Genomic DNA, 25,608 nt, shown 5'->3' on the forward strand with positions numbered 1-25,608 from the left:
GATACCCGGTGCTATGCGGCGTTGGCCTGATCGTGCCTTGGGGCCCAGTTCCACGGAAGGAGTTCGTCGAGACGGTTGATCTTGTGATCGCGGATGCGGTCGAGGACATCGGCGAGCCAGGCCTGCGGGTCGATGTCGTTCATCTTCGCGGTCTCGACGAGGGTCATGGCGCGGGCCAGGGTTTTCCCGCCGGCATCGGCGCGGGCGTAGAGCCAGTTCTTCCTGCCGATCCCGATCGGGCGCATGGCGCGCTCGGCGGGTTTGTTGTCGATGGCGACGCGCCCGTCTTCGATGAACAGGGCGAAGGATGGCCAGCGGGTGAGCGCATAGCGGAGGCCTTCGCCAGATCGCCCTTGCCGGGAATGCGGGTCAGCTGTGCCTCGGCCCAGACCTTGGACGCCTCGACCTTGGGACGGGCATGCTGTTGTCGCACCGCCCGACGGGTTTCGGCGGGCTGGCTGACGATCTCGCGTTCGATGTCGTAGAGTTTCCCGATCCGGTCGAGGGCCTCGCGGGCAATGTCGGACCTGGTTGCCTCTCAGACATCGTGGAAGTCGCGCCTTAGGTGCGCCCAGCGGCCGCCTCGCGGAACTGGCTGCTGCCGTCCGCGCGCATCTCGTAGAGCTGGGTGAAGCCGGCGTAGGCATCAGCTTGCGGGATACCGCCGCTGCCCTTCAGGTGCCGCTGAGGATGCTCCCCCTTCCGGTCCGGCGAGAAGCGGTAGACCACGCCGGGCGGCGCCGTGCCGGCCCAGGGTCTCTGGTCGCTGACATAGGCCCAGACCCGGCCTTGCTTCACGCCCTTGCCCAGGCCGGTGTCACGGCGCAAGCGATCCAGCACCCGGATCGGCGTATCATCGGCATGAAGGATAGGCGCGGCCATCACCTCGGTCTCGATGCGCTCGATGAGCGGCCCAAGCACTTTCATCGCCCGCCCGCACCAGCCCATGAGCGTGCTGGCCGGCACGTCGGCGCCCATCCGGGCGTAGATCTCGTTCAACCGGCAAAGCGGGATGTGGTCGTCGAACTTCGAGACCAGGACATGCGCCAGAAGACCGGGGCCGGCCATGCTGCCGGGGATCGGACGGCTGGGCGGCGGGCTCTGCACCATTCGGTGGCATCCTCGAACCGGTGGCGGATTGCCCCCTCACTCTCGCAGCGGCGGCAGGACTTCTTCACCCGGGCGATCTGGAGGACCTTCAGCTGCGCGGCCAGCATGTCGAGCATCTCGCTGACGTCCTCACCGACCACCCGCAGCCCCCCACCACCGTCCGGGCAGCAGGCCCCGGGATCAATCTTCCGGCGCTCGCGCTGCGTCTCGTCCGAGACGCGCGGGCGACGACGAGGGCGCGCCTCTGTGGTCTTATCGCTGGGCTCCGGCGGGGTCTCCTCATCGCCGTCGTCCATCGGATCTGATCGCTGTTGCGCCACCGCGATCAGCAGGTCTTCCAGCGCCAGTTCAAGCTGTTCGATCTCACGCTCGATCTTCTCGGAGGACTTGCCGAAGGCCTGCTTCTGGAGCTTGGCGATCCTGAGGCGCAGGGCCTGGACCAGCTGCTCATGGGCCTGCAACGTCGCCGAGATGCGCGCATTCTCCGCCTGCAAGCCGGCGATCATCGCCTTCAGAACGGCGGGATCATCGGAGAAAACATCAGCATCATCGGACACGTCGACAGCTATCATGGCCGCGCCGGATATTCCAATAAAACAAGCGATATCAGAGGGATAATTTACCCGACGCGGGCGGGCGGCGCGCCCCAGTCCGGGCGCCGCCAATCAATCCCTTCCCACAGCATGGCCAGCTGCGCCGAGGTCAGCCGCGCCACGCCCGCCTCCGAACTGGGCCAGGGGAAGCGACCGCGCTCCAGCACCTTGTAGTAGAGGCAAAATCCCTGGCCGTCCCAGTAGAGCAGCTTCAGCCGGTCTCCGCGCCGACCGCGGAAGGCAAAGACCGCGCCGCCTGCTGGCTTCTGACGCAGCACATCCTGCGCAAGGGCGGAGAGGCCGGCAATGCCCTTGCGCATGTCGGTCGAGCCGCAGGCCAGATACACCCGCACGCCCGTGCCCGGTCCGGTCATGCTGCCTCCACCGCCCGGATCAGCCGGACAAGGGCCTCGCCCTCTAGGGCGCTGTCGAACCGCAGACATCTACCGTTGCCCGACCGCAGTTCCACCGCAACGGAATGCGCCTCTTGCGGCTCCGGCACTGCGGTGTCGCCCCGAGACACCGGCAGGAAGACCGTGCCGCGATCGGGCGACCAGAGCCCCTTCTTCCCGAGTTCACGGCGCCAGCCGTAGATCTGCGATCGCGCCACATCGTGCCGCTGCGCGACCTGCGTGAGTGTTGCTCCCCCCATACCGACCGACAGCACGATCTCGAGCTTCGCCTCGTGCCTCCATCGCCGCCGACGCTCGACGCCAAGGACCTCACCCCGCATGGGCACATTCCCCAAAGACACGTCAGTAACGACGTCGCTAGGCACCTGTCTTACTGCCTCAGCCCAACTTCAGGTGGGCAGTGCCAATCGCGCGGTTACCCTTGATCGGGAAGGCTGCCGGGATGACCGAACTTCACCCCTTCGTTCCGCCGGATGTCTGGCTTGTGCAACTGTTCAGCCCGCGCGCGGCACGCGAGAAGGTGGGGGGATCCGGCGCAAGGTGCGCGATGTAGAGCGGATCATCGACCGCGCGGCCTTCTTGCGTGAACTTCAGCGGCGCGGCTACCACGCGGTCGAGAACGCGGGCCAGTTCGTGATCTTTTGCAATAACGAAGAGGTCCGCGTTCTGTGTTGCGCGCAAATTCCTTGAGAAGGAATTTGCCAAAACTCTTCCAAAGAGTTTTGGCCCCTTACGCCGCCAAGCTCACCTGAACATCCGCCTGTGACAGCCGCACGAAGCGCATCCCCCGCGCCTTCAGCGCCCGGATCCCTTCGGCCACGCCCGCGCCAGCGCTCTTCTCGGGGTGGTTGATATGCGAGATCAGCACCGCCCCGTCCTGCGCCCGACGGTAATTCTCGGCCACCTTGCGCGCCGGCAGGCTGGCCCCGTCATCGCCGTTGATCGAGAACCCGGCCAGCCGGTAGCCCAACCCCTCGATCTCGTGGATCGACGACCGGGTATAAAGCGCGGTCGCGCCGCGGAACCATTTCGGCCGGGGCCCGCCCGCCGCCTCGATCAGACGCGCTCCGCCCTCCACTTCTTCCGCCACGCCATGCGGCGACCCGGCCGTGGGCACGCCCCACAGCCGCGCCGTCTCGTCGATCGCGGCATGGTGGTGCAGCCCGTGGTTGCCGATCTCGAACAGATCCGGCCGGGCCAGCAGCGCCTTGAACACGGTGCGGTTGCGCGCAAGCCACGGCCCCGCGACGAAGATCGTCGCCGCCACCTCTTCCGCGAGCAGCAGATCAAGAATGCGATGATCCGTGGTGCCGCCACAGGCGTCGAAAGTCAGCGCCACGCGCGGCCCCTCGGGCCCCCGGCCCAGTAGATGCATATGAGGTTCCAGGAAATCATGCGGCCCCAGCGCCGCCATCGCTGGCCCCACCAGCGCGGGCAGCACCGCCCCGGCCACGAAACCCCGCCGCGTCAGGCCCGATCCGTTCATCCCGTCCTCGTGAAAGATCAATTCGCCGCAGCAAGCGCATGAAAGCGCGGCCCGCGCAATTCACATCTTCGCAGCCTCGCGCGGGATCAGCCGCAGCCAGATGCCGTCGGCCGCGCGCACCGTCAGATGCGCCACCGGCACGGGATCGCGCCCCGCCACGCGCTCCAGCCGGAAGGCACGCAGGATCATCGCCAGAATCAACGGCCCCTCGGCCATTGCAAAACCTGCCCCCGGGCAAACCCGGGGCCCGGCCGAGAACGGAAGATAGGCGCGGCGCTGGCAGGCCTTGCCGTTCTCGGTATCCCAGCGGCCCGGATCGAAGCCGTCGGGATTGTCCCAAAGCCGTTCGTGCCTGTGCAGATGCCAAGGAGAGATCACCACCTGCGCCCCGGGCGCGACGGCGCGGTCGCGGAACGTTTCGGGGCAGGTCGCCTCGCGCACGAACATCGGCACCGGCGGATAAAGGCGCAGCGCCTCACGAAACACCGCCCGGCTGAACTTTAGCGCGTTGAGCATTGAAAAGCTTGGATTTTCGATATCCATCGCCGCGGCTTCGCAAAACACGCGATCTTGCCACGCCGGATCCAGCGTCAGCAGATACAGCGCCCACCCCAGCGCCGAGGCCGAGGTTTCGTGCCCGGCCAGGAAGAAGATCGCCACCTGGTCGATCATCTCCTCGGTGTCAAAGCAGGCGCCGGTCTCGGGGTCCGGCGTGGTCATGATCTTGGTGGCCAGATCGTCCGGCGCGGTGCCGGCGGCGATCTCTGCGGTTCGGGCGGCGCAGAGTTCCTGGATCAACGCGCGAATGCGGGCGGCGGTCCGCTTGGTCTGGCGCCGGTGAAAGCGCGGCATCCAGACGGGCAAGGGCAGCAACGCGCCCAGGTTCACCACCGGCGCGGCACGCTGATGGGCGCGGAATTCGCGAAACACCGCCGCCGCCGTCGCATGTTCGATCGGAATCGAGAACAGCGTGCGAAAGATCACATCCGCCGCCACATGCGACGCTTCCTGTTCTATCTCAACAGGTTCCGGGCCGGTCTTCGCCTGCAGGCGCGCCACGCAGGCCTGCCCCGCCGCCCACATCGCCGGGAAGGTGTCGCGCAGGCGCCCGCCTTCGAAGGCGGGATCTATGATCCGGCGCTGGCGCGCCCAGGTCGCGCCATTGGTGACGAAGACCGAATGCCGCAACAGCGGCCGCAGGCCTTCGCTCACCCGGCCGGATTTGGGGAAATCCATAGGCCGCGCGCGCAGCACCAGATCGACCAGCGCCGGATCATTGCACAGGTAGGATCGGAAGAAGGGCGTGCGGAACTCGGCCATCCAGGCGCGGTACAGGCGGGCCGGCTGCGCCGAGAGGATATCCTGACGAAAGAGCCGCAGATAGCGGCCAAGCGACACCTTGTCGGGCCGGGCCGTGGGTTTGGGCGGGATCGGAGGGCGCGCGGTCATCGGCGCCGCTCAGGCCGCCATCGAGGTGTGGCGCGACACCGCCCGCTCGATCCGGCTTTTGGAAGGCGGGCGCCCCTTGAAGCGCGCGCCCAGCGTCAGGGGGCCTGCGGTGATGCGGAAGTAGTCGTAATCGCCGGGCCGGTCGAAGGCGCACAGATACTGGAAATGCAGCCGGAAGAAGCGCCATCGCAATTCCTTCCAGCGCGCCGGGCTGAGCGTCTGCGTGAACGCGGCCGAGATCACCAGCGGCCAGCGCTTGCCGGCCGGCGCAACCCCCGTCACCGAGACCGGATCGCACAGGGCGAAGGCGCAGCCATCGCCCGGCGCGGTGACGTCGATCCAGGTCAATTCGTCCCGCGCGGCCAGATAGTTCAGATCGGCGCGCAGACGTTCCGCCCGAGGCAGGAAAGACACCATCGGCACCACCTGCCCCAGCGTCAGGAAGGACAGCGCCGGCCCCGAAGCGGGCGCCCCCCCGGCGCGGATCAGATCGGCCAGGATCGACACCCCCAGATGCGCCCCCGAGGAATGGCCGACGACCAGCACCTCGTCATATCCGCCGCGCAGCGCCTCGGCGATCTTCTGGCGAAAGCTGGCGATGCGGGCCTCCAACTCGGACGGATTGGCGCCGCCCGAGCGCGCGGAATAGGCGTAGTCATGCATCAGGTAATAGGCGAACAGCTTGCCGTCTCGGGCCTTGAACCAGCGCAGCACCACCGGCACTAGCGCCAGCCCGGCCGCCACACCCAGCCAGCCGCCGCCCAGCCAGCGCGGCGCGACCAGGCCTATCCCCTCCGCCAGCGCTGCCCCCAGCCCCAGCGCCAGCAACAATTGCGCAAGCAGCATGAAGATCGGATAGAGCGCGGCGATGATCGGCCCCTTGCGCAGCCGCATCAGGCGCCACAGCGCGCCCGAACCCAGATAGGTCCAGGCGGTGCGCAAAAGCTGCCAATAGGTCGCCAGGATCCCCGAGGCCATCGAGCCGCGCACGAGGTCGGACCAGACCAGAACCTCCATCTCGGCCAACACCTCGGCATTCTCGATCCGGCCCTCGACGACCCAGCCATAGCCGTCTGTCACCGACCTGGGCCGCAGCGCCACGCGGTAGCCCGACAGCGCCGCCTGGGCCGCGCCTTCCTTGCGGTAAAGCTCGCGGTAGCGGCGGGGGTGAATCGGATCGTAGCCCGGAATGTAGAACACCCGGCGCCGCGCCACCCTTGCCTGTTCCGTGCTCTCCATCGCCCTGGCCTCCGGCGCGGCAGGATAGCCCGCGTTTACCGCGAAAGTAAGAGCGCATTGGCGGCACCCGCGCCCCCGTTCTTCCCAATCCGGCCGTCGCCGGAGATCATGATTGGCACGCCGCCACCCAACGTGCCGAAACCCGAGGCGCTTCCGTCGGCAAAGTTGATCGACAAGAGAGCAAATAGGGACGCCGGGCTGCGCCCCGGCCGGCGTCAGCCGAATTGCGCGAGCGCCGGAAAGGCCTCGAGCAACCAGTAGGAAAAGCTTGAAAGCCCCCCCGTCAGCATCAAAAGGCCCACCGTCCACAGAAGCAGGCCCATGATCCGCTCGATCCGTTCCATATGCCGCTTCATCCAGCCCATCAGCCCGGAAAGCCGCGGAAAGAACGCCGCGACCAGCACGAAGGGCACGCCAAGCCCCAGCGCATAAACTGCCAGCAGGAAGGTGCCGCGTGCCAGGTTCGCCTCAGAGGCCGCCAGCGACAGGATCGCCCCCAGCTGCGGCCCGATGCAGGGCGTCCAGCCGAAGGCGAAGGCCAGGCCCAGCACATAGGCGCCAAAGACAGAACCGCCCCGGTCGCCCGCATCCATGCGCAGTTCGCGATCAAGGAAGGGCAGCCTGTAGATGCCCACGAAATGCGCGCCGAACACCATCACCACGACGCCCGCCAGCGTCGAGAACAGCCGGGCGTTGGACAGGAAGAAGGCCCCGAAGGCCGAGGCCGCGAAGCCCAGCAACAGAAATACCGTCGACAGCCCCAGCACGAAGCCCAGTGCCGCAGGTACCGCGGATCGGGTGCGGCCGTCGCGGCCCTGCAATTCGGTCACCGAAATGCCGCCCATATAGGCCAGGTAGGGCGGCACTATGGGCAGCACGCAGGGGCTGAGAAAGGACAGCACCCCCGCCACCAGCGCGATCCCCATCGCGGGCAGCAGGCTTGCGTCGATCAGGTCCAGTCCGAACATCGCGTCTCCCTTCCCTTAAGCATCTACCCCAAGCCGCGGGCGCCGTCACGGGTGGTATGGTGACAAACCCGTGGTCAGGGCGCATCGGCGGCCCTATGCCGCAGCCATGGCCGAGAAGATCGGGCAATTGGATGCGGTGGGGCTGCTTTGCCCGCTGCCGGTACTGCGGGCGCGCAAGCGGCTTATGTCGCTGGCGCCGGGCGCGCGGCTAGAGGTTCGCGCGACCGATCCCGCCGCGCGCGAGGACATTCCCGCCTTCTGCGCCCGGACCGGGCACGAATTGCTTGCCACGCGTCACGATGGCGTCGCCTGGGTCTTCCTGATCCGGCGACGGCCGCAAGGCGACGCAGGCCAAAGCCCGCAATGACGAACGCCGGGGCGGGCCCCGGCGTTCGATCCTTGGATGGCTTTCGCACCAACCGGTGGCCTTAGCGCGACCACCAGCCCCGGCGCTTCGGTTTGCCAGACGCTTCCGCGGCCTCCGGCGCCGCCGAGGCACCAACGGTCTCGGGCTGCGGCTCGGGCCGTGGCTGCGGCGCCTCCGCGGCGGGCGCCTTTGCGGGCGCGGCTTCGGCTGCGGGCGCCTCGGCTACGGGCACGTCCACCGCCGGAGCTTTGGCCGCCGGCGCCTCTGCCACGGGCGCGGGGGTCACTGGCGCGGAGGATCCGGGCGCAGGTTCCGCGGGCTTCTTCGCCCGGCTGCGGGACGAGGACGCCCGGCTTACCCGTTTCTTCTTCGGCGCGGGCTCTTCCGACGCGGTCTCTTCCGGCGCAGGCTCTTCCGGCGCGGCCTCTGCCGCCGCCGCGACCTCGGTCTCGGCCTCGGCGGGGGTCTCTTCGACCTTTTTCTTGCGGCTGCGCGAACGGGCGGGCTTCTTCTTCGGCGCGGCGGCCTCGGCCTCCGCCTCCGTCCCGGCCTCTGCTTCGGGCTTGTTGGGCGCGACGGCTTCGCCGACCGCCGCGTCGGCCGCCTGATCTGGCGCCTGAACCTGCGCGTCGGCCGATCCCTCGTCCGAAGCGTCGGAAGCGGCCTCGGCCTCTTCCCCGGCATCCGACTGGTCGTCCTGCCCACCATTCTGGCCGTTGCCGCCACCCCGGCGGCGCCGACGACGGCGGCGCTTCTTCTTGGTCTGCGGGGTCTCTTCGGCCTCGGCCTCGGCCTCGTCGTTGGTCTCTTCCTCGACCTGGGCCTCGTCTTCGGCCTCAAGCTCGGGCATCACGGACGTGTCGATCGACACCACCGGCGCGGCATCGACCACCCGGGTCGCGGTCTTGAACTTCTCGATCACGAAATCCGGGCTGACCAACGCGGGATCGGCCTCGATGCGCACCGCCATGCCATAGCGGGCCTCGATCTGGGCGACATGTTCGCGCTTTTGGTTGATCAGGAAGTTGACGATCGCCACCGGCGCCTTCAGCAGAACTTCCTTGGCGCGTTTGCGGGTGCCCTCTTCCTCCAGCGCGCGCAGGATCTGCAAGGCCAGGCTGTCGTCCGAGCGGATCAGGCCGGTGCCGTGGCAATGGGCGCAGGGCTGGGTGGTCGATTCCAGCATCCCGGGACGCAGGCGCTGGCGGCTCATCTCCATCAGGCCGAAACCCGAGATGCGGCCCACCTGGATACGCGCGCGATCGGTCTTGAGCTTGTCCTTCAGCTTCTTCTCGACGGCGGCGTTGTTCTTGCGCTCTTCCATGTCGATGAAGTCGATCACGATCAGCCCGGCCAGGTCGCGCAGGCGCAGCTGGCGCGCGATCTCTTCGGCGGCCTCGAGGTTGGTCTTGGTCGCGGTGTCCTCGATCGAGCCTTCCTTGGTGGCGCGGCCCGAGTTCACGTCGATCGCCACCAGCGCCTCGGTCACGCCGATGACGATGTAGCCGCCGGATTTCAGCTGCACGACCGGGTTGAACATGCCGCCCAGGTAGGTTTCCACCTGATAGCGCGCGAACAGCGGCAGCGGCTCGGCATATTGCTTCACGTTCTTGGCGTGGGACGGCATGATCATCTTCATGAAGTCCTTGGCCACGCGGTAGCCCTCGGCCCCCTCGACCAGAACCTCGTCGATCTCGCGGTTGTAGAGGTCGCGGATCGAGCGCTTGATCAGATTGCCTTCCTCGTAGATCGGCGCCGGCGCGATCGACTTCAGCGTCAGTTCGCGGATCTGTTCCCACAGCCGCATCAGATATTCGTAATCGCGCTTGATCTCGGCCTTGGTGCGCTTGGCGCCCGCGGTGCGGATGATCAGGCCGGCGCCCTCGGGCACCTCGATCTCGGACGCGATTTCCTTCAGCTTCTTGCGGTCGGCGGCCTGGGTGATCTTGCGGCTGATACCGCCGCCGCGGGCCGTGTTGGGCATCAAGACGCAGTAGCGCCCGGCCAGCGACAGGTAGGTGGTCAGCGCCGCGCCCTTGTTGCCGCGCTCTTCCTTGACGACCTGGACCAGCATGATCTGCCGGACCTTGACGACTTCCTGGATCTTGTACTTGCGCGGCCGGGCCTTGCGCGGCTGGCGGATCTCTTCGGCGACATCCTCTTCGGCGATGGATTCGATATCCTCGTCGACCTGGTCGGCATGATCGACGGCGCTGTAATCGTCGCCCTCGGCGCCGGACTCGGCCGGCTCGGGTCCGGCCTCGGCGGCATCGGTCGCCGCGGCGCCATCCCCGGCCTCGGCATCGCGGACCTCTTCGACCAGAAGCGCGCCGGCCCCCGTCTCATCGCCCAGGTCGACGACATCCATGCCCTCGATCTCGGCGGTCTCGACCGCGTCGTCGGAATTGGCGGTCTCGGCGCGGGCCGGCTTGCGGCTACGCGTGCGGCGCTTGCGGGCGGGTTTCTTTTCCTCGTCATCATCCTGCTGGCGGGCATAGGCGCGCTCTTCCTCCAAGAGCGCCTGCCGGTCCGCCGTGGGGATCTGGTAGTAATCGGGGTGAATTTCCGAGAACGCCAGAAAGCCGTGCCGGTTGCCGCCGTAATCCACGAAGGCGGCCTGCAGCGAAGGTTCGACCCGCGTTACTTTTGCAAGGTAGATATTGCCGGCGAGCTGACGCTTCGCCGCGGTCTCGAAATCGAATTCCTCGACCTTGTTTCCATCCACCACCACGACGCGGGTTTCCTCCGCGTGGGTGGCGTCGATAAGCATTTTCTTAGCCATTTGTTTCCGTTGCACCGGCGCAATCGTGTCGGCGCCCGTGGGGGCCTTGCGGCGTACTGTCCCAGGGGCGCGGCAGATTGCGAGGGGTGTCTTGTTGAAGCGAGCGGGACGGCCGTCAATTGGCGAAGCATGGCGGTGGCGCGGCCCTTCGGCCAGCCCCCTGCCTGCAACGTGATATTCAAGCGGTCCATCGCGGTCCTATCAAGGCGCCTGTCGGGCGCCCAACTAAAACGCCCGTTGTGTCATGGACTTGGCGGGCAAATTTGCGGCCGTTCGGCCTATCGGTCTGCTGGATCTTCGCGCCCTGGGCCTTGTGGCCGGCGTCTGGAACAGCAGCGAAACTGGTGACACGGACCAACCGCCAGGGGCCGACCGCGCGTCCGACGACCATAGCGGCGCTTGGGGACAAAAGACAATGGGTGAAATGCGCCGCATTCGCGTCAGGCGCGAACATGGCGGGCCGAAGCATCGCAGGTGGCGAAAGCCTGGGCACGCGCGCCACCCGCAGTTGGCGCCCCCGCCCCCCCCCTGCGCGTAGCGCTTGAAGGTCCGGCGCGCATTGCCCGCGGCGGGTGTGCAGTGCCGACCCGCCGAAGCGGTCAGGCGGGGCAGGTCAGGCCGGATCCCGCGCTTCGCCCCGCGCAACGGACCAAGCCGGGGCCCGATCCGTGACCGGCCATCCCGTCAGACGTAATCCGCCCGCGTCAGGCCGTATTTCGCCATCTTCTCGTTCAGCGTCCGGCGCGGCAGGCACAATTCTTCCATCACCCCGACGATCGAGCCCTTGTGGCGCCGCATCGTGTTGTCGATCAACATCCGCTCGAAGGCTTCGACATATTCCTTCAGCGGCTTGCCCTCGGTGGTCATCGCCGGGGCCTGGGTGTCGTCCTCGGGCATCAAGAGCGAGGTGATCGAGCCCGACCCGCGGCGGTTTTGCAGCACCGCGCGTTCGGCCACGTTCACAAGTTGGCGCACGTTGCCCGGCCAGGGCGCCTGCAGCAATTGCGCGGCCTCCTGCGCGGTCAGTTCCGGCGCGTCGCAGCCGTATTCCTCGGCGAATTGCTCGGTCAGGCGGGTGAACAGCGTCAGGATGTCCTCGCCCCGCGCGCGCAGGGGCGGCAACGTGATCTTCAGCGCCGCCAGCCGGTAATAGAGATCCGGGCGCAGCGCGTCCTCGACCGTCTTGCCCTGGGCGTGCTCGTTGCAGATCGCCACGATCCTGGTCTCGGCCGGGCTGCCCTGGTCGTTGATGAAGGTCAGCAGGCGTGCCTGCAACCCCTGGCTCAGCGCCTCGACATCCTCAAGGCACAGCGTGCCGCCGCGGGCCTCTTCGACCAGCGGCAGGCCCATGCCCTCTTCGGTCGGGCCGAACAGCCGGGTGGCCAGCCCGTCTTCGGCATAGGCCGCGCAAGAGACCGAGACGAACTTCTTACCGGCGCGCGGGCCCACCGCGTGCAGCGCATGCGCCACCAGCGTCTTGCCGGTCCCGGTCTCGCCGTCGATCAGCACATGGCCGTCGGCCTGGCCCAGATCGAGGATATCCTCGCGCAGCCGTTCCATCAAAGGCGACGCGCCGATCAGCTTCTTCATCAGCACGGTGCCGTCGGAAAGTTCCCGCCTCAGGGCCCTGTTATCAAGCGTGAGCCGGCGCAGCTGCGTGGCGCGCTTGGCCAGCTCGATCATGCGGTCGGGGTTGAAGGGCTTTTCCAGGAAGTCATAGGCGCCCATGCGCATCGCCTCGACCGCCATCGGCACGTCGCCGTGACCGGTGATCATGATCACCGGCAGGGTCGAATCCGTGCTCATCAGCCGCTTCAGGAAAGCCATGCCATCCATCCCGGGCATCTTGATGTCGCTGACCACGACGCCGGGGAAATCGGATCCGATCCCCTTCAGCGCCTCTTCCGCGGACGGATAGGCCACCGTGTCAAAGCCCGACAGCGCCAGCCACTGGCTGATCGACTGCCGCATGTCCTGTTCGTCGTCGACGATCGCGATCTTCATGGCACGCGTCATGTCCACCTCATTCGGCTGCCTCGGCATCCTTGTTCAATATGGGGAGCTGTACCTCGAATACAGCCCCGCCGCCCTCGGCGTTGCGGGCCGTGAGCCTTCCGCCCAGGTCGTTCACGATCCCTGACGAAATGGCAAGACCCAGGCCAACACCTTCTCCGGGACGCTTGGTGGTGTAGAAAGGTTCAAACAAATTTTCGAGATCGGATATGCCGTGGCCGTTGTCGCGCACCGTCAGGGTGGCGGTCTCGCCGACCGAAAGAAGGATGTCGATCTGCGGCTCTTGCGCGTCCTTGATGGCGTCCAGCGCGTTGCGCAAGAGATTGATGATCACCTGTTCCAGCCGCACCCGATCGGCCATCACCATCACCGGCTGGCGCGGCAGGGTGCGGGTGATCTTGACGGCCTTGTGCTTCAACTGCGGCTCCATCATCGACAGCGCGGCAGAGACGGAAACCTTCATATCCACAGGCTCGAACGCCTCGCCGCCCTTGCGCGCGTAGCTTTTCAGCTGCCGGGTGATGGCGCCCATCCGCTCGATCAGATCGTCGATGCGCTGGAAGGACGACAGCGCCTCGTCCGAGCGCTTGCGCTGCAACAGAAGCCGGGCGCCGGCCAGGTAGGTCTTCATCGCCGCCAGCGGCTGGTTCAGCTCGTGCGAAACGGCCGCAGACATCTCGCCCAGCGCGGCCAGTTTCGAACTTTGCGCCAGGGTCTGTTCGGCCACCGCCAGGTCCTTCTGGACCTTCTCGCGCTCGGCGATTTCCCGCTGCAGGCGGGCGTTCAACAGGCGAAGCTCCGCCGATTCCTGCTGGAACAGGACCGAGCGCGACCAGGCCTTGCGCGACAGCAGATAGAAGGTCAGCGCCAGAAGGATGGCGAAGCCCATGATTTCGAGCGCCAGGAAGGCATTCACCCGCTCGCGGATCGAATCGTAGCGGGTGAAGGAGATCAGCTTCCAGCCCCGGAACGGGATCTTGGCCTCGTTGCGCATCACCCCCTCGCCATGGACATAGGCATCGGGCGGGAACTGGGCCCAGTCGGCAGTGGCCTTGATCGCGCGCTCGATGGCCGACGGCGCATCGCGCACCTCCAGCGCCTGTTTCATGGTCAACCCCCGCCAGGAGGGTTCGGTCGACAGGATGATCTTGCCGGCGGTGTTGACCACGGCCACGGCATCGGCAAAGCCCGCCCAGGCGCGTTCGAACTTCATCAAGTCGACCTCGACCACGATCACGCCCACCGGCTTCTTGTTGTCCAGGATCGAGCGCGAGAAGGTGAATTCGTAGCCGCCGCTGTCGCGCTTGGTCGAGGTAAAGACCGTGTCCTTGGCCCGCTGCGCCTCGACGAAGGGCGGGGAATTGCTGAGGTTTTCCTCCAGCCGGTTGCGATCGGTCGCGGCGACGACACGACCGCGGCCGTCCAGCAGCAGGATCGATGCGGCGCCGATTTCGGACTGAAGGGTGATCAGCCGCTGCGAGGTGATCGAGTAATCGCCGGTCTTCAGCGCCTCTATCAGCGACGGATCGCGCGCCAGCAGCAGCGGCACCACCGAATTGCGCTGCAACTCGGACATGATGTTGCCGGTATACAGCGCCAGGCGCAGTTCGGCCCGGTTGCGGGTGGTGTCGGTGAACCGCTGGGCCAGCCAGTTGTTGGTGATCCAGACTGTCCCGACCGCCACCGCCAGCAACATGCCGATGACCACCCGCACCCGCCAGCTGAAGCGCTGCGGCGGGCGGTCGTCCGGGTCCTGTATACCTTCGATCAGCGCCATGTCAGGCAAGATATACAGCGCCCGCGGCCCGACGCTCAAGCATCCATGCGCGGGGTCTGGCTCATGCCGGCGCCATCACGCCCAGCACGTCGGCCAGGGCGCGGAAAAGCGCCGCGCCGTCGGCACCGCCCTGGGCCGGATCGACGGCGCGTTCGGGATGCGGCATCATGCCCAGCACCCGGCGGTTGGCCGACAGCACCCCGGCAATGTCGCCGGTCGAGCCGTTGGGATTCTCGGCATAGCTAAAGGCGATCCGATCCTCGCCGCGCAATTCGTCCAGCTGCTCGGGGGTGACGGTGTAATTGCCGTCGTGATGGGCGATGGGGACACGGATCTCGTCGCCCGCCCGCCAGCCGCCGGTAAAGGCCGAGGCCGCGGTCTCGACCCGCAGCGTCACCGTGCGGCAGACGAATTTCAACCCGGCATTGCGCATCAGCACTCCCGGCAGCAATCCAGTCTCGGTGAGGACCTGAAATCCATTGCATACGCCCAGCACATAGCCGCCGCGCCCGGCGTGATCCACCACCGCCTGCGCGATCGGCGAGCGCGCCGCGATCGCGCCGCAGCGCAGGTAATCGCCGAAGGAAAAGCCGCCTGGGATGCCGACGATATCGGTGCCCGCGGGCAGCGCCGTCTCCTTGTGCCAGACCCGAGCCACATCGGCACCGGCGGCCTCGAAGGCCACCGCCAGATCACGATCGCAATTCGAGCCCGGAAAGGTAATCACCGCCGCCTTCATCGCGCCCTCCGCACATGTCCTGAATGCGCGCCGCGTAGCACATTGCCGCCACCCCCGCCAGCCCAAAGCGCGGTCGTCACCTGCTTCATCTTGGTGCAAATACTCCGGGGGCGCAGGGGGCAGAGCCCCCGCTAGCGGCGCCCGTCCCCCGTACCTCCGCGCCAGACGACGCGCAGGATCTCCGCCTCAGCCCGTCGCCCCGACCGCCTTCAGCGCCATGTCGCAATAGATCGCCTCTACCTCGGCGCGGGCCAGCCGCCCGCCCTCGCGGTACCAGTTGGTCACCCCGGTCAGCATCGCGATCAGCGCCATGGTCGCCAGCCGCGTATCCGGGATGTGGAAGCTGCCGTCTGCCTGCCCCGCGCGCAAGATCCCTTCCAGCGCGTCCTCGTAGCGGTGGCGCAGCGCCTCGATGGCGCGGAAATTCTCGGGGGAAAGGTTGCGAAGCTCCATATAGGCGATGAATACCGCCTCCGGCCGGGCCAGGTGAAACCCGATGTGAAACCGCACGAAAGCCACAAGCCGCCCGCAAGGCGCATCGCCCTTCGGTTCGGCCCCCCAGGCGGCCAGCAATTCCTCAAGATGGCTTTGCATCAGATCGAACAGCAGCGTCTGCTTGTCTGGCGTGTAAAGGTAAAGCGCCCCGGCCTGTACCCCCACCTCGGCCGCGATCTGGCGCATCGAGACCGCCGCGAAGCCGTGCCGCGCGAACAGCGTCGCCGCGGCGGCCCGGACACGCGGGCCGGTTGTCTGGGAATGCGATCCTGTCTTGCGGGCCATGGCGGCACCATAACTGAACGCCTGTTCAGTTCAAGACGGGATAGAGGCGTACCGCGCCAATGCCCCGAGGGTACCCGAAGCCGCGCCGGTGAGTATTTGGACCAAGATGAAGCCAGGGTGGGAAGGTCGTGCCATGCCCTCTTGTCGCCCGGCGCGCACCGCAAGCACCAGGGCGCATTCCCGCGCGCGTCGCTCTGGCGCTGGGCCCGCGCCGGCGCTAAGGTCGCGCGACCCTCACAGCCGGACGCGGGCATGCTGCGACTGATCCTTCTTTGCTCTCTCGCCGCCGGCCTGGCCGGTTGCACCGGCTTTCCTAAGCTTGATGCCGCCGTCGGCCCCGAGGCCAGACAGGCGGCCTATCCCAGACTTGCCCCCCTGGGGCAGATCCTGACCTGTCCGACGAAACCGGCCGCAGCGGCGAAGGCGCCGGGCGCCGACCTCGCCGCCCGGGGCGCGGCGCTGCGTGCCAAGGCGCGCAAGCTCTACAACGCTCCAATCCCCGGCGGCTGACGACGCACCGCGTTGCACCGCCCGGCACGACAGGCTAACAGACGCCAAAACGCCCCCAGCCAGCCCCTTCAGCGACGGAGCCCGCGATGAGTGACCCCCACAAGCCCGGCCCCAGCACGCCCGGCCCCCTGCGCCTTGGGATCGCCGGGCTGGGCACCGTCGGCATCGGCGTGGTGAAGATCGCCCAGCGCCACGCCGATCTGCTGGCCAGCCGCGCCGGCCGTCCGGTCCAGATCCGTGCCGTCTGCGCCCGCGACCGCGGCAAGACCCGCGACGCCGATCTTTCCGCCTATGCCTGGGAAACCGACCCCGTTGCCCTGGCGCGGCGCGACGACATCGACGTCTTCGTCGAACTGATGGGCGGCAGTGACGGCCCTGCGAAGGCCGCGACCGAGGCCGCGATCGCCGCCGGCAAGGATGTGGTCACCGCCAACAAGGCGCTGCTGGCGCTGCACGGCCAGGCGCTGGCCGAGGCGGCCGAGGCGCGCGGCCTGTCGATCCGCTTCGAGGCCGCCGTGGCGGGCGGCATCCCGGTGATCAAGGCGCTGACCGAAGGCCTGGCCGCCAACCGCATCCGCCGGGTGATGGGGGTGATGAACGGCACCTGCAACTACATCCTGACGCGGATGGAAAACGCCGGCCTGCCCTATGAGGAAGTCTTCGAAGAAGCCCGCCAGCTGGGCTATCTGGAGGCCGATCCAACCCTTGACGTGGGCGGCATCGACGCGGGCCACAAGCTGGCCTTGCTGGCCGCCATCGCCTACGGCACCCGCGTGAATTTCGACGCGGTCGAACTGCAGGGGATCGAGCGCATCGCGATCGAGGATATCCGCGCCGCCGCCGACATGGGCTTTCGCATCAAGCTTCTGGGGGTGGCGCAGATGACCGGTCGCGGGCTGGAACAGCGCATGGCGCCCTGCCTGGTGCCCGCCGACAGCCCGCTGGGCCAGCTTCAGGGCGGCACCAACATGGTGGTACTGGAAGGCGACAGCGTCGGCCAGATCGTGCTGCGCGGCGCCGGCGCGGGCGAAGGCCCGACGGCCAGCGCGGTGATGGGCGACGTGATCGACATCGCGCGCGGCTTCGCCGAGCCGGTCTTCGGCCAGCCCGCCGCGACGCTGGCCGAGGCCGTGCCGGCCCAGGCCAAGGCGCCCGCGCCCTATTACCTGCGCATGACGTTGCTGGACAAGCCCGGCGCGCTGGCCAAGGTGGCCGCGGCGCTGGGCGACGCGGGGATCTCGATCAACCGGATGCGCCAATACGGCCATGCCGATGTCACCGCGCCGGTGCTGATCGTCACCCACCGCACCACCGGCGCCGATGTGACTCATGCGATAGAGCGCTTCGCCGCCACCGGCGTGGTCGAGGGCGAGCCGGTCGCGATCCGCATCGAAGAGGTCTGAACCGGGCCGCGCCGCCGCGCCCAGCTCTGGCGCCGGAACCTCACATCAGGTTTCGCACGCAACGCTCTGCGATATAACGGGTATTTCCGCCTGACATCAGCCTGCGGGCGCCATCGCCATGCGGATCAGCTTGGCCGCCAGCAGCACGAAGGGCGCGGCGTGCAGCAGCAGATCGAAGATGTCGATCGGCCGGCTCAGCGTGCCCGCGGCCAGCATCTTCAGCTTTTCCCAGATATGCGGCTCGGGGACGAAGGGCGCCAGGCCCAGCGTCAGACAGGCCAGGATCAGCAGGCCCAGCGGAAGGGAATCGAGAAAGGTCGCGAGATTGGCCAAGGGATACCTCCGTTTGGCGCGAACCTGCCCGCCCGCGCCGCGCCGGGCAATGCGGCGGATTGACGGGGAACGGGTTAACGAACCCAGCGGCTCAGGACATCGCCGCCGATGGGGGTGACATCTTGCAGGCGCAGTCGCGGGGCGTCGGCCAGGGCGCCCAGGCCCATCGCGCCCAGCGCCGGACGGCCCTCGGCGCCCAGCGCCAGACCGGCCGAGAAGACGACGAGTTCATCAATCAGCCCCGCGCGCAGAAGTGCCGCACCGAAGGCACCGCCGCCCTCGCAAAAGACCCGCGTCAGCCCGGCGGCCCCCAGCGCCCGCAGGAGCGCCGCGGGATCGAGCCGGCGATCGGGGCCAGCCGGCACCGCAATCAGGCGCGCCCCCAGCTCGCGCCAATGGGCGGCGGTTTCGGGACGGGTCTGATCGGGATCATGGGCAAGCCACAGCGGCGCCTCGGCCAGGCTGGCCGCCATTCGGCCCGCGCCAGGCAGATCCAGCCCGCGCGCCGCCACCACCCGCACCGGCTGATGCGCCGCGCCCAGGCCACGCACCGTCAGCAGCGGGTCGTCGGCCCGCGCCGTGCCGCCGCCGACCAGCACCGCGTCATGCGCCAGACGCAGCGCATGGACATGGCGCCGCGCCTCGGCGCCGGTGATCCACTGGCTTTCGCCGTCGGCCGTGGCGATGCGTCCGTCAAGGCTGGTGGCAAGTTTCAGGGTCACCATCGGGCGGCCCTCGGTCACCCGGGTCAGAAAGCCCAGATGATCGCGCCGGGCGGCGTCGGCCTCTTGCCCCTCGGTCACCGCGATGCCCGCCGCCCGCAAGATGGCATGTCCGCGCCCCGCGACCCGCGGATCGGGATCGGAAAGCGCGGTGACCACGCGACCGACGCCCGCAGCCACCAGCGCCTCGGCGCAGGGCGGGGTCTTCCCATGATGGGCGCAGGGTTCCAGCGTGACATAGGCGGTGGCGCCGCGCGCAGCCGCGCCAGCCTGGGTCAGCGCCACGACTTCGGCATGGGGGCGCCCGCCCGGCTGGGTCCAGCCCCGGCCCAGGATGCGCCCGCCCCGCACGATCACGCAGCCAACCGCCGGATTGGGCCAGCAATTGCCCCGACCCCGCCGGCCAAGCGCCAGCGCCAGCCGCATGAACCGGCTGTCGTGGGCCTGGGGCACGCTCTATTCTTCCGGCTGGACGTCGGGGCGCAGTTCGGACACGAATTTATCGAAATCGTCCGCCGCCTGGAAGTTTTTGTAAACGCTGGCAAAACGCACATAGGACACGGTATCGATCCGGGCCAGCGTCTCCATCACGATCTCGCCGATCATCTTCGACGGGATATCGGTATCGCCCAAGCTTTCCAGCCGCCGCACGATGCCCGAAATCATCTGGTCGATCCGCTCGGGCTCGATCGGGCGCTTCTGCATGGCGATGCGGATCGAGCGTTCCAGCTTGTCGCGGTCGAAATCCTCGCGCTTGCCGGAGGTCTTGATGACCACCAGATCACGCAGTTGGACACGCTCATAGGTGGTGAACCGCCCACCGCAGGCCGGGCAGAAGCGCCGGCGGCGGATCGCGACGTGATCCTCGGCGGGGCGGGAATCCTTCACCTGGGTGTCGATATTTCCACAAAAGGGGCAGCGCATCAGCTCTCCTCGGGGGATGGTTCGTGTTATCCACAGGCACTATAGGACCTCCTCCAGACTTTGGGTAGAGGGTCTGTGTAGACACTAGATCAGGCCCCATCCCCTGTCGCAACGAGGCCGCAGTGCGGCCCCGCATGGCCCCGTGCCTGGCCTGAAGGTTCAGGCCAGATGCGCGACCACTTCGCGCCGATGCGGGGCGTCGCGGTGTTCGAACAGGTAAAGACCTTGCCAGGTGCCCAGGGCCAGGCGCCCGTCGGTCACCGGGATCTGAAGGCTGACGGGCAGGAGTGCCGCCTTGATATGGGCGGGCATATCATCGGAGCCCTCATACGTGTGGCGCAGATAGGTCATCGCCGGGTGGTCCGAAGGCGGAACCAGCCTGGAAAAGAAGGCCTGCAGATCGGTCTGGACATCCGGGTCGGCATTTTCCTGGATCAGCAACGAACAGGAGGTGTGGCGGACAAAGAGCGTCAGCACCCCTTCCTGCACCGTCGTGCCCGCCAGCCAGCGGGCGACCTGGGCGGTGATTTCGTAAAGCCCGGCGCCCTGCGTCGTCAGGGTGAAACGCGTCTGCATGCCCCCGGTCAGCCCCAGGGCAGCATGACGCGACCGGGGCAGAAGCTGCCAGTGATCTGACCGACGCGGAAGCCCCGGTGGCGTTTGAGGATGCTGATCACGCCCGAGGGCTGCGCCCCCGCTGGGCTAAGCGAGAAATCGACCCCCTTGCCCGGAGCGCGCGGCGGGGCAGAGGTGCGGTAGATCACGGTGCTCGATCCCTGTCCCAGCACGTTGGCGGCATATTCGCCGGCCGCGCACCAATAGGCATTGGCGCCGTCCGCCGGTCCGGGGCCGGGGTCGACGCGAAAGCTGCCCGGCCCGGTCGAGCGCACCCAGAGGCTGTTGGTCGACAGATAGGCGCCGGGGGCCTCGGCCCTTGGCTGTTGGGGCTGGCTGCAGGCGGCAAGGGAACCGACGGCAAGGATGGCAAGGGCAGCAAGGCGCATGGCGACCTCCGGGGTTGTGTTGCCCGTAGAGATAGGCGGGGTCGGGGAAAAGGCCAATGGCCGAGCAGCAGCGCCTGCTTCAGGGCTTAATGCAAGATTCCAGGAACTCCTGTGCGCGCTCAACGACATTAAGCACGTTGCGGACCGATCCGTTGTTCAAGGTCACAACGTAGCCTGCAACTGTAAGACCATTCATCTGCCCGGTGTTCCAAGCACGGGTTCCCCAAGCCCCCGTTGACCGCCCCGTCATCTGGTGTGCGCCCTCAATAACTCTCGTACCTTTACTGTCAGACCGCGCCAGCTTCACATGCTTCTGAGCCTTCGCCAAGTCGCGCAAGATCCTGAAATCGTCATCTCGCTCTGCCAGCTTCTCCCGGAAAACCGAGTCGTCTTGTTTCGGCTTCAAGCCGAACGCCTCCCTATGCTTGGTCTCGTCCGCATAGAAAATCTGCGCGGCAAGCATGTCCGTCAGAGCAACTGCAGACAGGACAAGACGCATGTTGTCTGGGCTCGCCTTGGCGACTGCAAGCGCCTCCGGCGCCAAAGCTAAAAGAGCTTCAAGTGAGACGTTCCGGAGACCTCTCGAATGAGCCACCTGCGACACGCCTCTACCCCTTTACTGATCCAGAAAGCTGCGCAGCTTGCGCGACCGGCTCGGGTGCTTCAGTTTCCGCAGCGCCTTCGCCTCGATCTGGCGGATGCGTTCGCGGGTGACCGAGAACTGCTGGCCCACCTCTTCCAGCGTGTGGTCGGTGTTCATGCCGATGCCGAAACGCATCCGCAGTACCCGCTCCTCACGCGGCGTCAGCGAGGCCAGAACCCGCGTCGTGGTTTCCTTCAGGTTCTCCTGAATGGCGCTGTCGAGCGGCAGGACGGCGTTCTTGTCCTCGATGAAATCGCCAAGCTGGCTGTCCTCCTCGTCGCCGATCGGGGTCTCAAGGCTGATCGGCTCCTTGGCGATCTTCATCACCTTGCGGACCTTTTCCAGCGGCATCTGCAGCTTTTCCGCCAGTTCCTCGGGCGTCGGCTCTCGGCCGATCTCATGCAGCATCTGGCGGCCGGTGCGCACCAGCTTGTTGATCGTCTCGATCATGTGCACCGGGATGCGGATGGTGCGCGCCTGATCCGCGATCGAACGCGTGATCGCCTGACGGATCCACCAGGTCGCGTAGGTCGAGAACTTGTAGCCGCGGCGGTATTCGAACTTGTCCACCGCCTTCATCAGGCCGATATTGCCTTCCTGAATGAGATCAAGGAATTGCAGGCCCCTGTTCGTGTACTTCTTGGCGATCGAGATCACCAGGCGCAGGTTGGCTTCGACCATTTCCTTCTTGGCCTGACGCGCCTCTTTCTCGCCCTTCTGCACCTGATTGACGATGCGGCGGAATTCACTGATGTCGACGCCGACATATTGACCCACCTGGGCCATCTCGGCGCGCAGGTTCTCGACCTTGTCGCGCGAGCGGTCGATCAGCGCGTTCCAGCCGCGCCCGTCCTTCTCGGCCATCCGGTCCAGCCAGGCGGGATCCAACTCGTAGCCACGGTATTCGTCGATGAATTCGCGCCGGTTGATGCGGGCCTGATCGGCCAGCTTCACCATGTTGGAATCGATCGACATGATCTTGCGGTTGATGCCGTAAAGCTGGTCGATCAGCGCCTCGATCCGGTTGTTGTGCAGGTGCAGCTCATTCACCAGCAGCACGATCTCGGAACGCAGCGTCTGATAGGCCTGCTCGGCCTCCAGGGTAAAGCTGTTGTCCTCGTTCAGCGTGGCCGACATGCGCTGATCCTGCATCTCGGACAGCGCGGTGTAATCATGCGCGATCTGTTCCAGCGTTTCCAGCACACGCGGCTTCAGCGCGGCCTCCATCGCGGCCAGCGACATGTTCGACTGGTCGTCCTCGTCCTCGTCGTCATCGCTGCTGATCGGGTGGCCATCGGCGTCAAGCTCTGGCTCGTCGCGCTTGCCCGAACTCTCGGACTGCGGGGCACCGTCGACGGCGGGGACATCGTCGTCGACGTCGTCGTCCATCGAACGGCCGAAGGTGGTTTCCAGGTCGATCACGTCGCGCAGCAGGATATCTTCGTTCAGAAGTTCGTCGCGCCAGATCGTGATCGCGTGGAAGGTCAGCGGGCTTTCGCAAAGCCCCGCGATCATCGTGTTGCGCCCAGCCTCGATGCGCTTGGCGATGGCGATCTCGCCCTCGCGGCTCAGCAGTTCGACCGAGCCCATCTCGCGCAGGTACATGCGCACCGGATCGTCGGTGCGGTCGAGGGTTTCCGAAGAGCTGGTCGCGACCGCCACCTCGCGCGAGGTCGAGGCGGTCTCCACCACCTCGCCCTTGGATTGCTCGGCCTCGTCGTCCTCTGCTTCCTCGTTCTCGATGACGTTGATGCCCATTTCCGACAGCATCGACATCACGTCCTCGATCTGCTCGGACGACACCTGTTCGGGCGGCAGCACCTGGTTGAGCTGGTCGTAGGTGATGTAGCCGCGTTCGCGCGCGTCGGCGATCATCCGTTTCACCTGCGCCTGGCTCATGTCGAGCGTCACGTCAGAGTCCTGCTCGTCGGTCTTGGCGTCGTCGGTGTCCTTCGGTGCCATGGGCTCTCCTCGATGCGGGCCGATGATTCGGGTGGTGGGTTCGAATCATTCGGAATGTTGTAGCGAATCAATAGGGCGAATCACAGGGACGGAAAGGTCGCGGCGGCCATTTCTTCGGCCTGTGCGCGCATCTGGCACGCATCGGACGATTCTTTCGCGCGCATCGGGCACCCATTGCCCACGATCAGGCATGACACGCAGGACATGCGCGCCGTCCGCCCGGGCGACGCGAATCGCGGCGATCGCGCCACGCTCCCCGGTCCTGTTCACGCTTTCGGCCGTATTTCGCACTCCGACCCATCACTTCCTCTTCACCCAGACCTGACCGTCGATCAGCGATTGCAGCTGCTTCGACAGCGCATCGCGATCCTCGCCCAGATCACCCGAATCCTCTAGCTGAGATCGCCCCGCCCGCTGCATCGCCTCTGCCGCCTGGCCCAACCGCCAGGTCACGCCCTCGTCGGCCAACCCGCCCAGGTCCTCGACCGCATGTTCGATCTCCTTGCGAACGCCGCGGCGGGCGTCAAGCTTGGCAAGTTCCTCGGCCACGCACATTCGGGCAAGCTCGGCATCGCCGGTCTTCAGCACCGGCGGCGCGCTGTTGACATGGCCAAGCGAGAACAGCGTTTCAAGGGCCTCGCCGGCATCGGTGGCGATCTTTTTCCGAAAATTCGCAGGATCCGCGTCCCCGGCGTGACGCAGGATCGCGTGGCGCAACGCGGCGTGGCCCTGGCCGATCAGTTCCAGCTCCTCCAATTGATGTTCGAAAAGCTCGACCAACGCGGGATGAGTGATCAGCGTGGCCAGGATCAGCGCCTCACGCAGGCGTTCGGCGCCGGCCTCGCCCGCGGTGGCCAGATAGGACGCCTTGGTGCCGGGCATCGGAACCGCGGGCGGCTGCCATTTCGCGCCGGGGCGGCCCTGCCCGCGCGGCCAGGGCTGGAAGGGCTTGCGCGCGCCCTCACGTCCCCGGCCGAACAGGTCCTGCCTGAGCACGTTGATCTCCTCGCCATAGTGGTGACGGATCGAGGGATCGGCGATCTTCTTCAACGTCGCGCGCAAGGACTTGTCCAGCGCGGCGCGGCGCTCGGGGCTGTCGAAGACGCGCCCCTCGGTCTCGCGCCGCCACAACAGCCGCACCATCGGCTGCGCCTGATCAAGCAGCTTCTGCATGGCCCCGGCGCCTTGCGTCTGGATCAGGTCGTCGGGGTCCAGCCCCTCGGGCATCAGGCAAAAGCGCAGCGAATTGCCGGCCTCCAGCAGCGGCAGCGCCACATCGATCACCCGCATCGCGGCGCGCAGCCCTGCCGTATCGCCATCCAGCGCGATCACCGGCTCGGGCGCAATGCGCCACAAAAGCCGCAGCTGATCCTCGGTGATCGCGGTGCCCAGCGGGGCGACCGTGGCGGTGAACCCGGCCTCGGCCAGCGCGATCACATCCATGTAGCCCTCGGCCACGATCAGGGTCTGGCCCTTGCCCGCCCCCTCGCGTGCGGGGCCGTGGTTGTAAAGACTGCGGCCCTTGTCGAACAGCGGCGTCTCGGGCGAGTTCAGGTATTTCGCATTGTCATTGGGGTCCATCGCCCGGCCGCCAAAGGCGATGGCGCGCCCGCGCGCGTCGCGGATCGGAAACATGATGCGGTTGCGGAAGGTGTCGTAGGGCTGCTTGCCTTTGGTCGAGGCCTTGGCCAGCCCCGCCTCGAGGATCAGCGCCTCTTCGACCCCCTTGCCACGCAGGTGGTCCCAAAGCCCCTGCCAGCCCTCGGGCGCAAAGCCGATCTCGAACCGCGCGCGCCCCGCCTCGCTCAGCTTGCGCCGGTCCAGATAATCGCGCGCCGCCGCGCCCTGCCCGGTCTTCAGCTGGAGCCGGTAATATTGCACCGCCTGCTCCATCACCTCGACAAGCTGGCTTCGCCGGTCGGCCTTCTGCTGGGCCTGCGGGTCGCGCTCGGGCATCGGCATCCCGGCCTCGCGCGCCAGGATCTCCACCGCCTCCACGAAACCCACGTTCTCGGTCTCGCGCACGAAGCTCAGCGCATCACCCTTCGCGTGGCAGCCAAAGCAGTAATAGAACCCCTTGCGGTCATCGACATGGAAGCTGGCGGTCTTTTCCTGATGGAACGGGCATGGCGCCCAGAAGTCGCCCTTGCCCTGGTTCGACTTGCGCATGTCCCACACGACCTTGCGCCCCACCACCTGCGACAGGGAGAGGCGGCCACGCAATTCGTCAAGGAAACCGGGCGGAAGGGACATGATCCTAGATATTCCCCTCGCCGCGCCAAAGTCTAGCGCCGAGAGCGCCGCATCCCACTTCGCCCCCCCTTCATCTTGGCGGAAATACTCCGGGGGAGGCGCGCACAGCGCGACGGGGGCAGCGCCCCCACCCGGCGT

Annotated in this window: 23 protein-coding genes and 1 pseudogene; 3 read left to right on the plus strand and 21 right to left on the minus strand. The window is 67.0% G+C overall.

The features are described 5' to 3' along the window. Window positions 1–11: 11 nt before the first annotated feature. The 8 genes and pseudogenes from tnpC to BLV97_RS02145 all read right to left on the minus strand — a co-directional run bounded on the left by tnpC (window position 12) and on the right by BLV97_RS02145 (window position 7,258). Window positions 12–1,667: pseudogene (gene tnpC, locus BLV97_RS21920) on the minus strand (IS66 family transposase). A gap of 62 nt (window positions 1,668–1,729) precedes the next feature. Then, window positions 1,730–2,077 (minus strand): IS66 family insertion sequence element accessory protein TnpB, encoded by a 348-nt coding sequence (gene tnpB / locus BLV97_RS02115; protein WP_035840228.1) that lies wholly within the window; start codon window positions 2,075–2,077, stop codon window positions 1,730–1,732. Beyond that, window positions 2,074–2,436, minus strand: a complete 363-nt coding sequence (tnpA, locus tag BLV97_RS02120; RefSeq protein ID WP_035840229.1) for an IS66-like element accessory protein TnpA — start codon at window positions 2,434–2,436, stop codon at window positions 2,074–2,076. Before tnpA ends, tnpB begins: the two co-directional genes overlap by 4 nt. 133 nt (window positions 2,437–2,569) lie before the next feature. Beyond that, window positions 2,570–2,821: a hypothetical protein gene (locus BLV97_RS21125; RefSeq protein WP_160169161.1), complete on the minus strand. Its 252-nt coding sequence runs from the start codon at window positions 2,819–2,821 to the stop codon at window positions 2,570–2,572. A 25-nt stretch (window positions 2,822–2,846) separates the two neighbouring features. Then, window positions 2,847–3,602: a polysaccharide deacetylase family protein gene (locus tag BLV97_RS02130; RefSeq protein ID WP_051645932.1), complete on the minus strand. Its 756-nt coding sequence runs from the start codon at window positions 3,600–3,602 to the stop codon at window positions 2,847–2,849. Window positions 3,603–3,662: 60 nt separating this feature from the next. Next, entirely contained in the window at window positions 3,663–5,051 is a 1,389-nt protein-coding gene (locus BLV97_RS02135) for a cytochrome P450 (RefSeq protein ID WP_092163930.1), read from the minus strand. A 9-nt stretch (window positions 5,052–5,060) separates the two neighbouring features. Next, window positions 5,061–6,290: a hypothetical protein gene (locus BLV97_RS02140; protein ID WP_035840646.1), complete on the minus strand. Its 1,230-nt coding sequence runs from the start codon at window positions 6,288–6,290 to the stop codon at window positions 5,061–5,063. Window positions 6,291–6,505: 215 nt separating this feature from the next. Next, window positions 6,506–7,258, minus strand: coding sequence for a cytochrome c biogenesis CcdA family protein (locus BLV97_RS02145; RefSeq protein WP_035840649.1), 753 nt, complete (start codon window positions 7,256–7,258; stop codon window positions 6,506–6,508). 106 nt (window positions 7,259–7,364) lie between these two features. On the opposite strand from BLV97_RS02145, the gene BLV97_RS02150 reads away from it, so the two are divergent. After that, window positions 7,365–7,625: a sulfurtransferase TusA family protein gene (locus BLV97_RS02150; protein WP_035840652.1), complete on the plus strand. Its 261-nt coding sequence runs from the start codon at window positions 7,365–7,367 to the stop codon at window positions 7,623–7,625. A 61-nt stretch (window positions 7,626–7,686) separates the two neighbouring features. Here BLV97_RS02150 and BLV97_RS02155 read toward each other — a convergent pair whose 3' ends face one another. From BLV97_RS02155 to BLV97_RS02175, 5 genes are all read right to left on the minus strand, one after another. Then, complete coding sequence (locus tag BLV97_RS02155) at window positions 7,687–10,407, minus strand: Rne/Rng family ribonuclease (protein WP_092163931.1); 2,721 nt, start codon at window positions 10,405–10,407, stop codon at window positions 7,687–7,689. Window positions 10,408–11,091: 684 nt separating this feature from the next. Then, a complete protein-coding gene (locus BLV97_RS02160) occupies window positions 11,092–12,423 on the minus strand; it encodes a sigma-54-dependent transcriptional regulator (protein ID WP_035840834.1) in 1,332 nt (443 codons plus the stop codon). Between the two features lie 7 nt (window positions 12,424–12,430). Then, window positions 12,431–14,116 carry a sensor histidine kinase gene (locus BLV97_RS02165; protein WP_373296441.1) on the minus strand — a complete coding sequence of 562 codons (1,686 nt, stop codon included), beginning with the start codon at window positions 14,114–14,116 and terminating at the stop codon, window positions 12,431–12,433. A gap of 142 nt (window positions 14,117–14,258) precedes the next feature. Beyond that, on the minus strand, window positions 14,259–14,936 hold the full coding sequence (gene purQ / locus BLV97_RS02170; RefSeq protein WP_035840839.1) for a phosphoribosylformylglycinamidine synthase subunit PurQ: 678 nt from the start codon (window positions 14,934–14,936) through the stop codon (window positions 14,259–14,261). Window positions 14,937–15,122: 186 nt separating this feature from the next. Continuing rightward, a complete protein-coding gene (locus BLV97_RS02175; RefSeq protein WP_035840842.1) occupies window positions 15,123–15,716 on the minus strand; it encodes a TetR/AcrR family transcriptional regulator in 594 nt (197 codons plus the stop codon). Between the two features lie 252 nt (window positions 15,717–15,968). Between BLV97_RS02175 and BLV97_RS02180 the strand changes: the two genes are divergently transcribed. Beyond that, window positions 15,969–16,226: a hypothetical protein gene (locus BLV97_RS02180; RefSeq protein ID WP_035840846.1), complete on the plus strand. Its 258-nt coding sequence runs from the start codon at window positions 15,969–15,971 to the stop codon at window positions 16,224–16,226. 86 nt (window positions 16,227–16,312) lie between these two features. Next, entirely contained in the window at window positions 16,313–17,629 is a 1,317-nt protein-coding gene (locus BLV97_RS02185) for a homoserine dehydrogenase (RefSeq protein ID WP_051645966.1), read from the plus strand. Window positions 17,630–17,725: 96 nt separating this feature from the next. Here BLV97_RS02185 and BLV97_RS02190 read toward each other — a convergent pair whose 3' ends face one another. The 8 genes from BLV97_RS02190 to dnaG form a co-directional block, all read right to left on the minus strand. Continuing rightward, window positions 17,726–17,962, minus strand: a complete 237-nt coding sequence (locus tag BLV97_RS02190) for a hypothetical protein (protein ID WP_035840849.1) — start codon at window positions 17,960–17,962, stop codon at window positions 17,726–17,728. 74 nt (window positions 17,963–18,036) lie between these two features. Beyond that, entirely contained in the window at window positions 18,037–19,110 is a 1,074-nt protein-coding gene (ribD, locus tag BLV97_RS02195) for a bifunctional diaminohydroxyphosphoribosylaminopyrimidine deaminase/5-amino-6-(5-phosphoribosylamino)uracil reductase RibD (RefSeq protein ID WP_035840931.1), read from the minus strand. 30 nt (window positions 19,111–19,140) lie between these two features. Beyond that, window positions 19,141–19,608, minus strand: a complete 468-nt coding sequence (gene nrdR, locus BLV97_RS02200; RefSeq protein WP_035840852.1) for a transcriptional regulator NrdR — start codon at window positions 19,606–19,608, stop codon at window positions 19,141–19,143. 159 nt (window positions 19,609–19,767) lie between these two features. Then, window positions 19,768–20,184, minus strand: a complete 417-nt coding sequence (locus BLV97_RS02205) for a secondary thiamine-phosphate synthase enzyme YjbQ (RefSeq protein ID WP_035840855.1) — start codon at window positions 20,182–20,184, stop codon at window positions 19,768–19,770. An 8-nt stretch (window positions 20,185–20,192) separates the two neighbouring features. Next, window positions 20,193–20,612, minus strand: a complete 420-nt coding sequence (locus BLV97_RS02210; RefSeq protein ID WP_051645967.1) for a hypothetical protein — start codon at window positions 20,610–20,612, stop codon at window positions 20,193–20,195. A 79-nt stretch (window positions 20,613–20,691) separates the two neighbouring features. Continuing rightward, entirely contained in the window at window positions 20,692–21,216 is a 525-nt protein-coding gene (locus BLV97_RS02215; RefSeq protein WP_143037484.1) for a hypothetical protein, read from the minus strand. Between the two features lie 12 nt (window positions 21,217–21,228). Beyond that, window positions 21,229–23,217, minus strand: a complete 1,989-nt coding sequence (rpoD, locus tag BLV97_RS02220; protein WP_035840861.1) for an RNA polymerase sigma factor RpoD — start codon at window positions 23,215–23,217, stop codon at window positions 21,229–21,231. 300 nt (window positions 23,218–23,517) lie between these two features. Then, window positions 23,518–25,470 carry a DNA primase gene (gene dnaG / locus BLV97_RS02225; protein WP_035840864.1) on the minus strand — a complete coding sequence of 651 codons (1,953 nt, stop codon included), beginning with the start codon at window positions 25,468–25,470 and terminating at the stop codon, window positions 23,518–23,520. Between the last annotated feature and the right edge of the window lie 138 nt (window positions 25,471–25,608).

The sequence above is a fragment of the Allgaiera indica genome, from assembly GCF_900106675.1.
Classification (GTDB): Bacteria; Pseudomonadota; Alphaproteobacteria; order Rhodobacterales; family Rhodobacteraceae; genus Acidimangrovimonas; species Acidimangrovimonas indica.

What these genes read in the sequence shown, in the direction of transcription:
- BLV97_RS02175 (WP_035840842.1), bottom strand. Translation starts at nt 15,716, where the DNA reads ATGGCCCGCAAGACAGGATCGCATTCCCAGACAACCGGCCCGCGTGTC.
- nrdR (WP_035840852.1), bottom strand. Translation starts at nt 19,608, where the DNA reads ATGCGCTGCCCCTTTTGTGGAAATATCGACACCCAGGTGAAGGATTCC.
- BLV97_RS02180 (WP_035840846.1), top strand. Translation starts at nt 15,969, where the DNA reads ATGCTGCGACTGATCCTTCTTTGCTCTCTCGCCGCCGGCCTGGCCGGT.
- BLV97_RS02165 (WP_373296441.1), bottom strand. Translation starts at nt 14,116, where the DNA reads ATGTTGCTGGCGGTGGCGGTCGGGACAGTCTGGATCACCAACAACTGG.
- tnpB (WP_035840228.1), bottom strand. Translation starts at nt 2,077, where the DNA reads ATGACCGGACCGGGCACGGGCGTGCGGGTGTATCTGGCCTGCGGCTCG.
- BLV97_RS02145 (WP_035840649.1), bottom strand. Translation starts at nt 7,258, where the DNA reads ATGTTCGGACTGGACCTGATCGACGCAAGCCTGCTGCCCGCGATGGGG.
- BLV97_RS02160 (WP_035840834.1), bottom strand. Translation starts at nt 12,423, where the DNA reads ATGACGCGTGCCATGAAGATCGCGATCGTCGACGACGAACAGGACATG.
- purQ (WP_035840839.1), bottom strand. Translation starts at nt 14,936, where the DNA reads ATGAAGGCGGCGGTGATTACCTTTCCGGGCTCGAATTGCGATCGTGAT.
- BLV97_RS02155 (WP_092163931.1), bottom strand. Translation starts at nt 10,407, where the DNA reads ATGGCTAAGAAAATGCTTATCGACGCCACCCACGCGGAGGAAACCCGC.
- BLV97_RS02210 (WP_051645967.1), bottom strand. Translation starts at nt 20,612, where the DNA reads ATGCGCCTTGCTGCCCTTGCCATCCTTGCCGTCGGTTCCCTTGCCGCC.
- BLV97_RS02150 (WP_035840652.1), top strand. Translation starts at nt 7,365, where the DNA reads ATGGCCGAGAAGATCGGGCAATTGGATGCGGTGGGGCTGCTTTGCCCG.
- BLV97_RS02140 (WP_035840646.1), bottom strand. Translation starts at nt 6,290, where the DNA reads ATGGAGAGCACGGAACAGGCAAGGGTGGCGCGGCGCCGGGTGTTCTAC.
- BLV97_RS02205 (WP_035840855.1), bottom strand. Translation starts at nt 20,184, where the DNA reads ATGCAGACGCGTTTCACCCTGACGACGCAGGGCGCCGGGCTTTACGAA.
- BLV97_RS02185 (WP_051645966.1), top strand. Translation starts at nt 16,313, where the DNA reads ATGAGTGACCCCCACAAGCCCGGCCCCAGCACGCCCGGCCCCCTGCGC.
- tnpA (WP_035840229.1), bottom strand. Translation starts at nt 2,436, where the DNA reads ATGCGGGGTGAGGTCCTTGGCGTCGAGCGTCGGCGGCGATGGAGGCAC.
- rpoD (WP_035840861.1), bottom strand. Translation starts at nt 23,217, where the DNA reads ATGGCACCGAAGGACACCGACGACGCCAAGACCGACGAGCAGGACTCT.
- ribD (WP_035840931.1), bottom strand. Translation starts at nt 19,110, where the DNA reads ATGCGGCTGGCGCTGGCGCTTGGCCGGCGGGGTCGGGGCAATTGCTGG.
- BLV97_RS02130 (WP_051645932.1), bottom strand. Translation starts at nt 3,602, where the DNA reads ATGAACGGATCGGGCCTGACGCGGCGGGGTTTCGTGGCCGGGGCGGTG.
- BLV97_RS02135 (WP_092163930.1), bottom strand. Translation starts at nt 5,051, where the DNA reads ATGACCGCGCGCCCTCCGATCCCGCCCAAACCCACGGCCCGGCCCGAC.
- dnaG (WP_035840864.1), bottom strand. Translation starts at nt 25,470, where the DNA reads ATGTCCCTTCCGCCCGGTTTCCTTGACGAATTGCGTGGCCGCCTCTCC.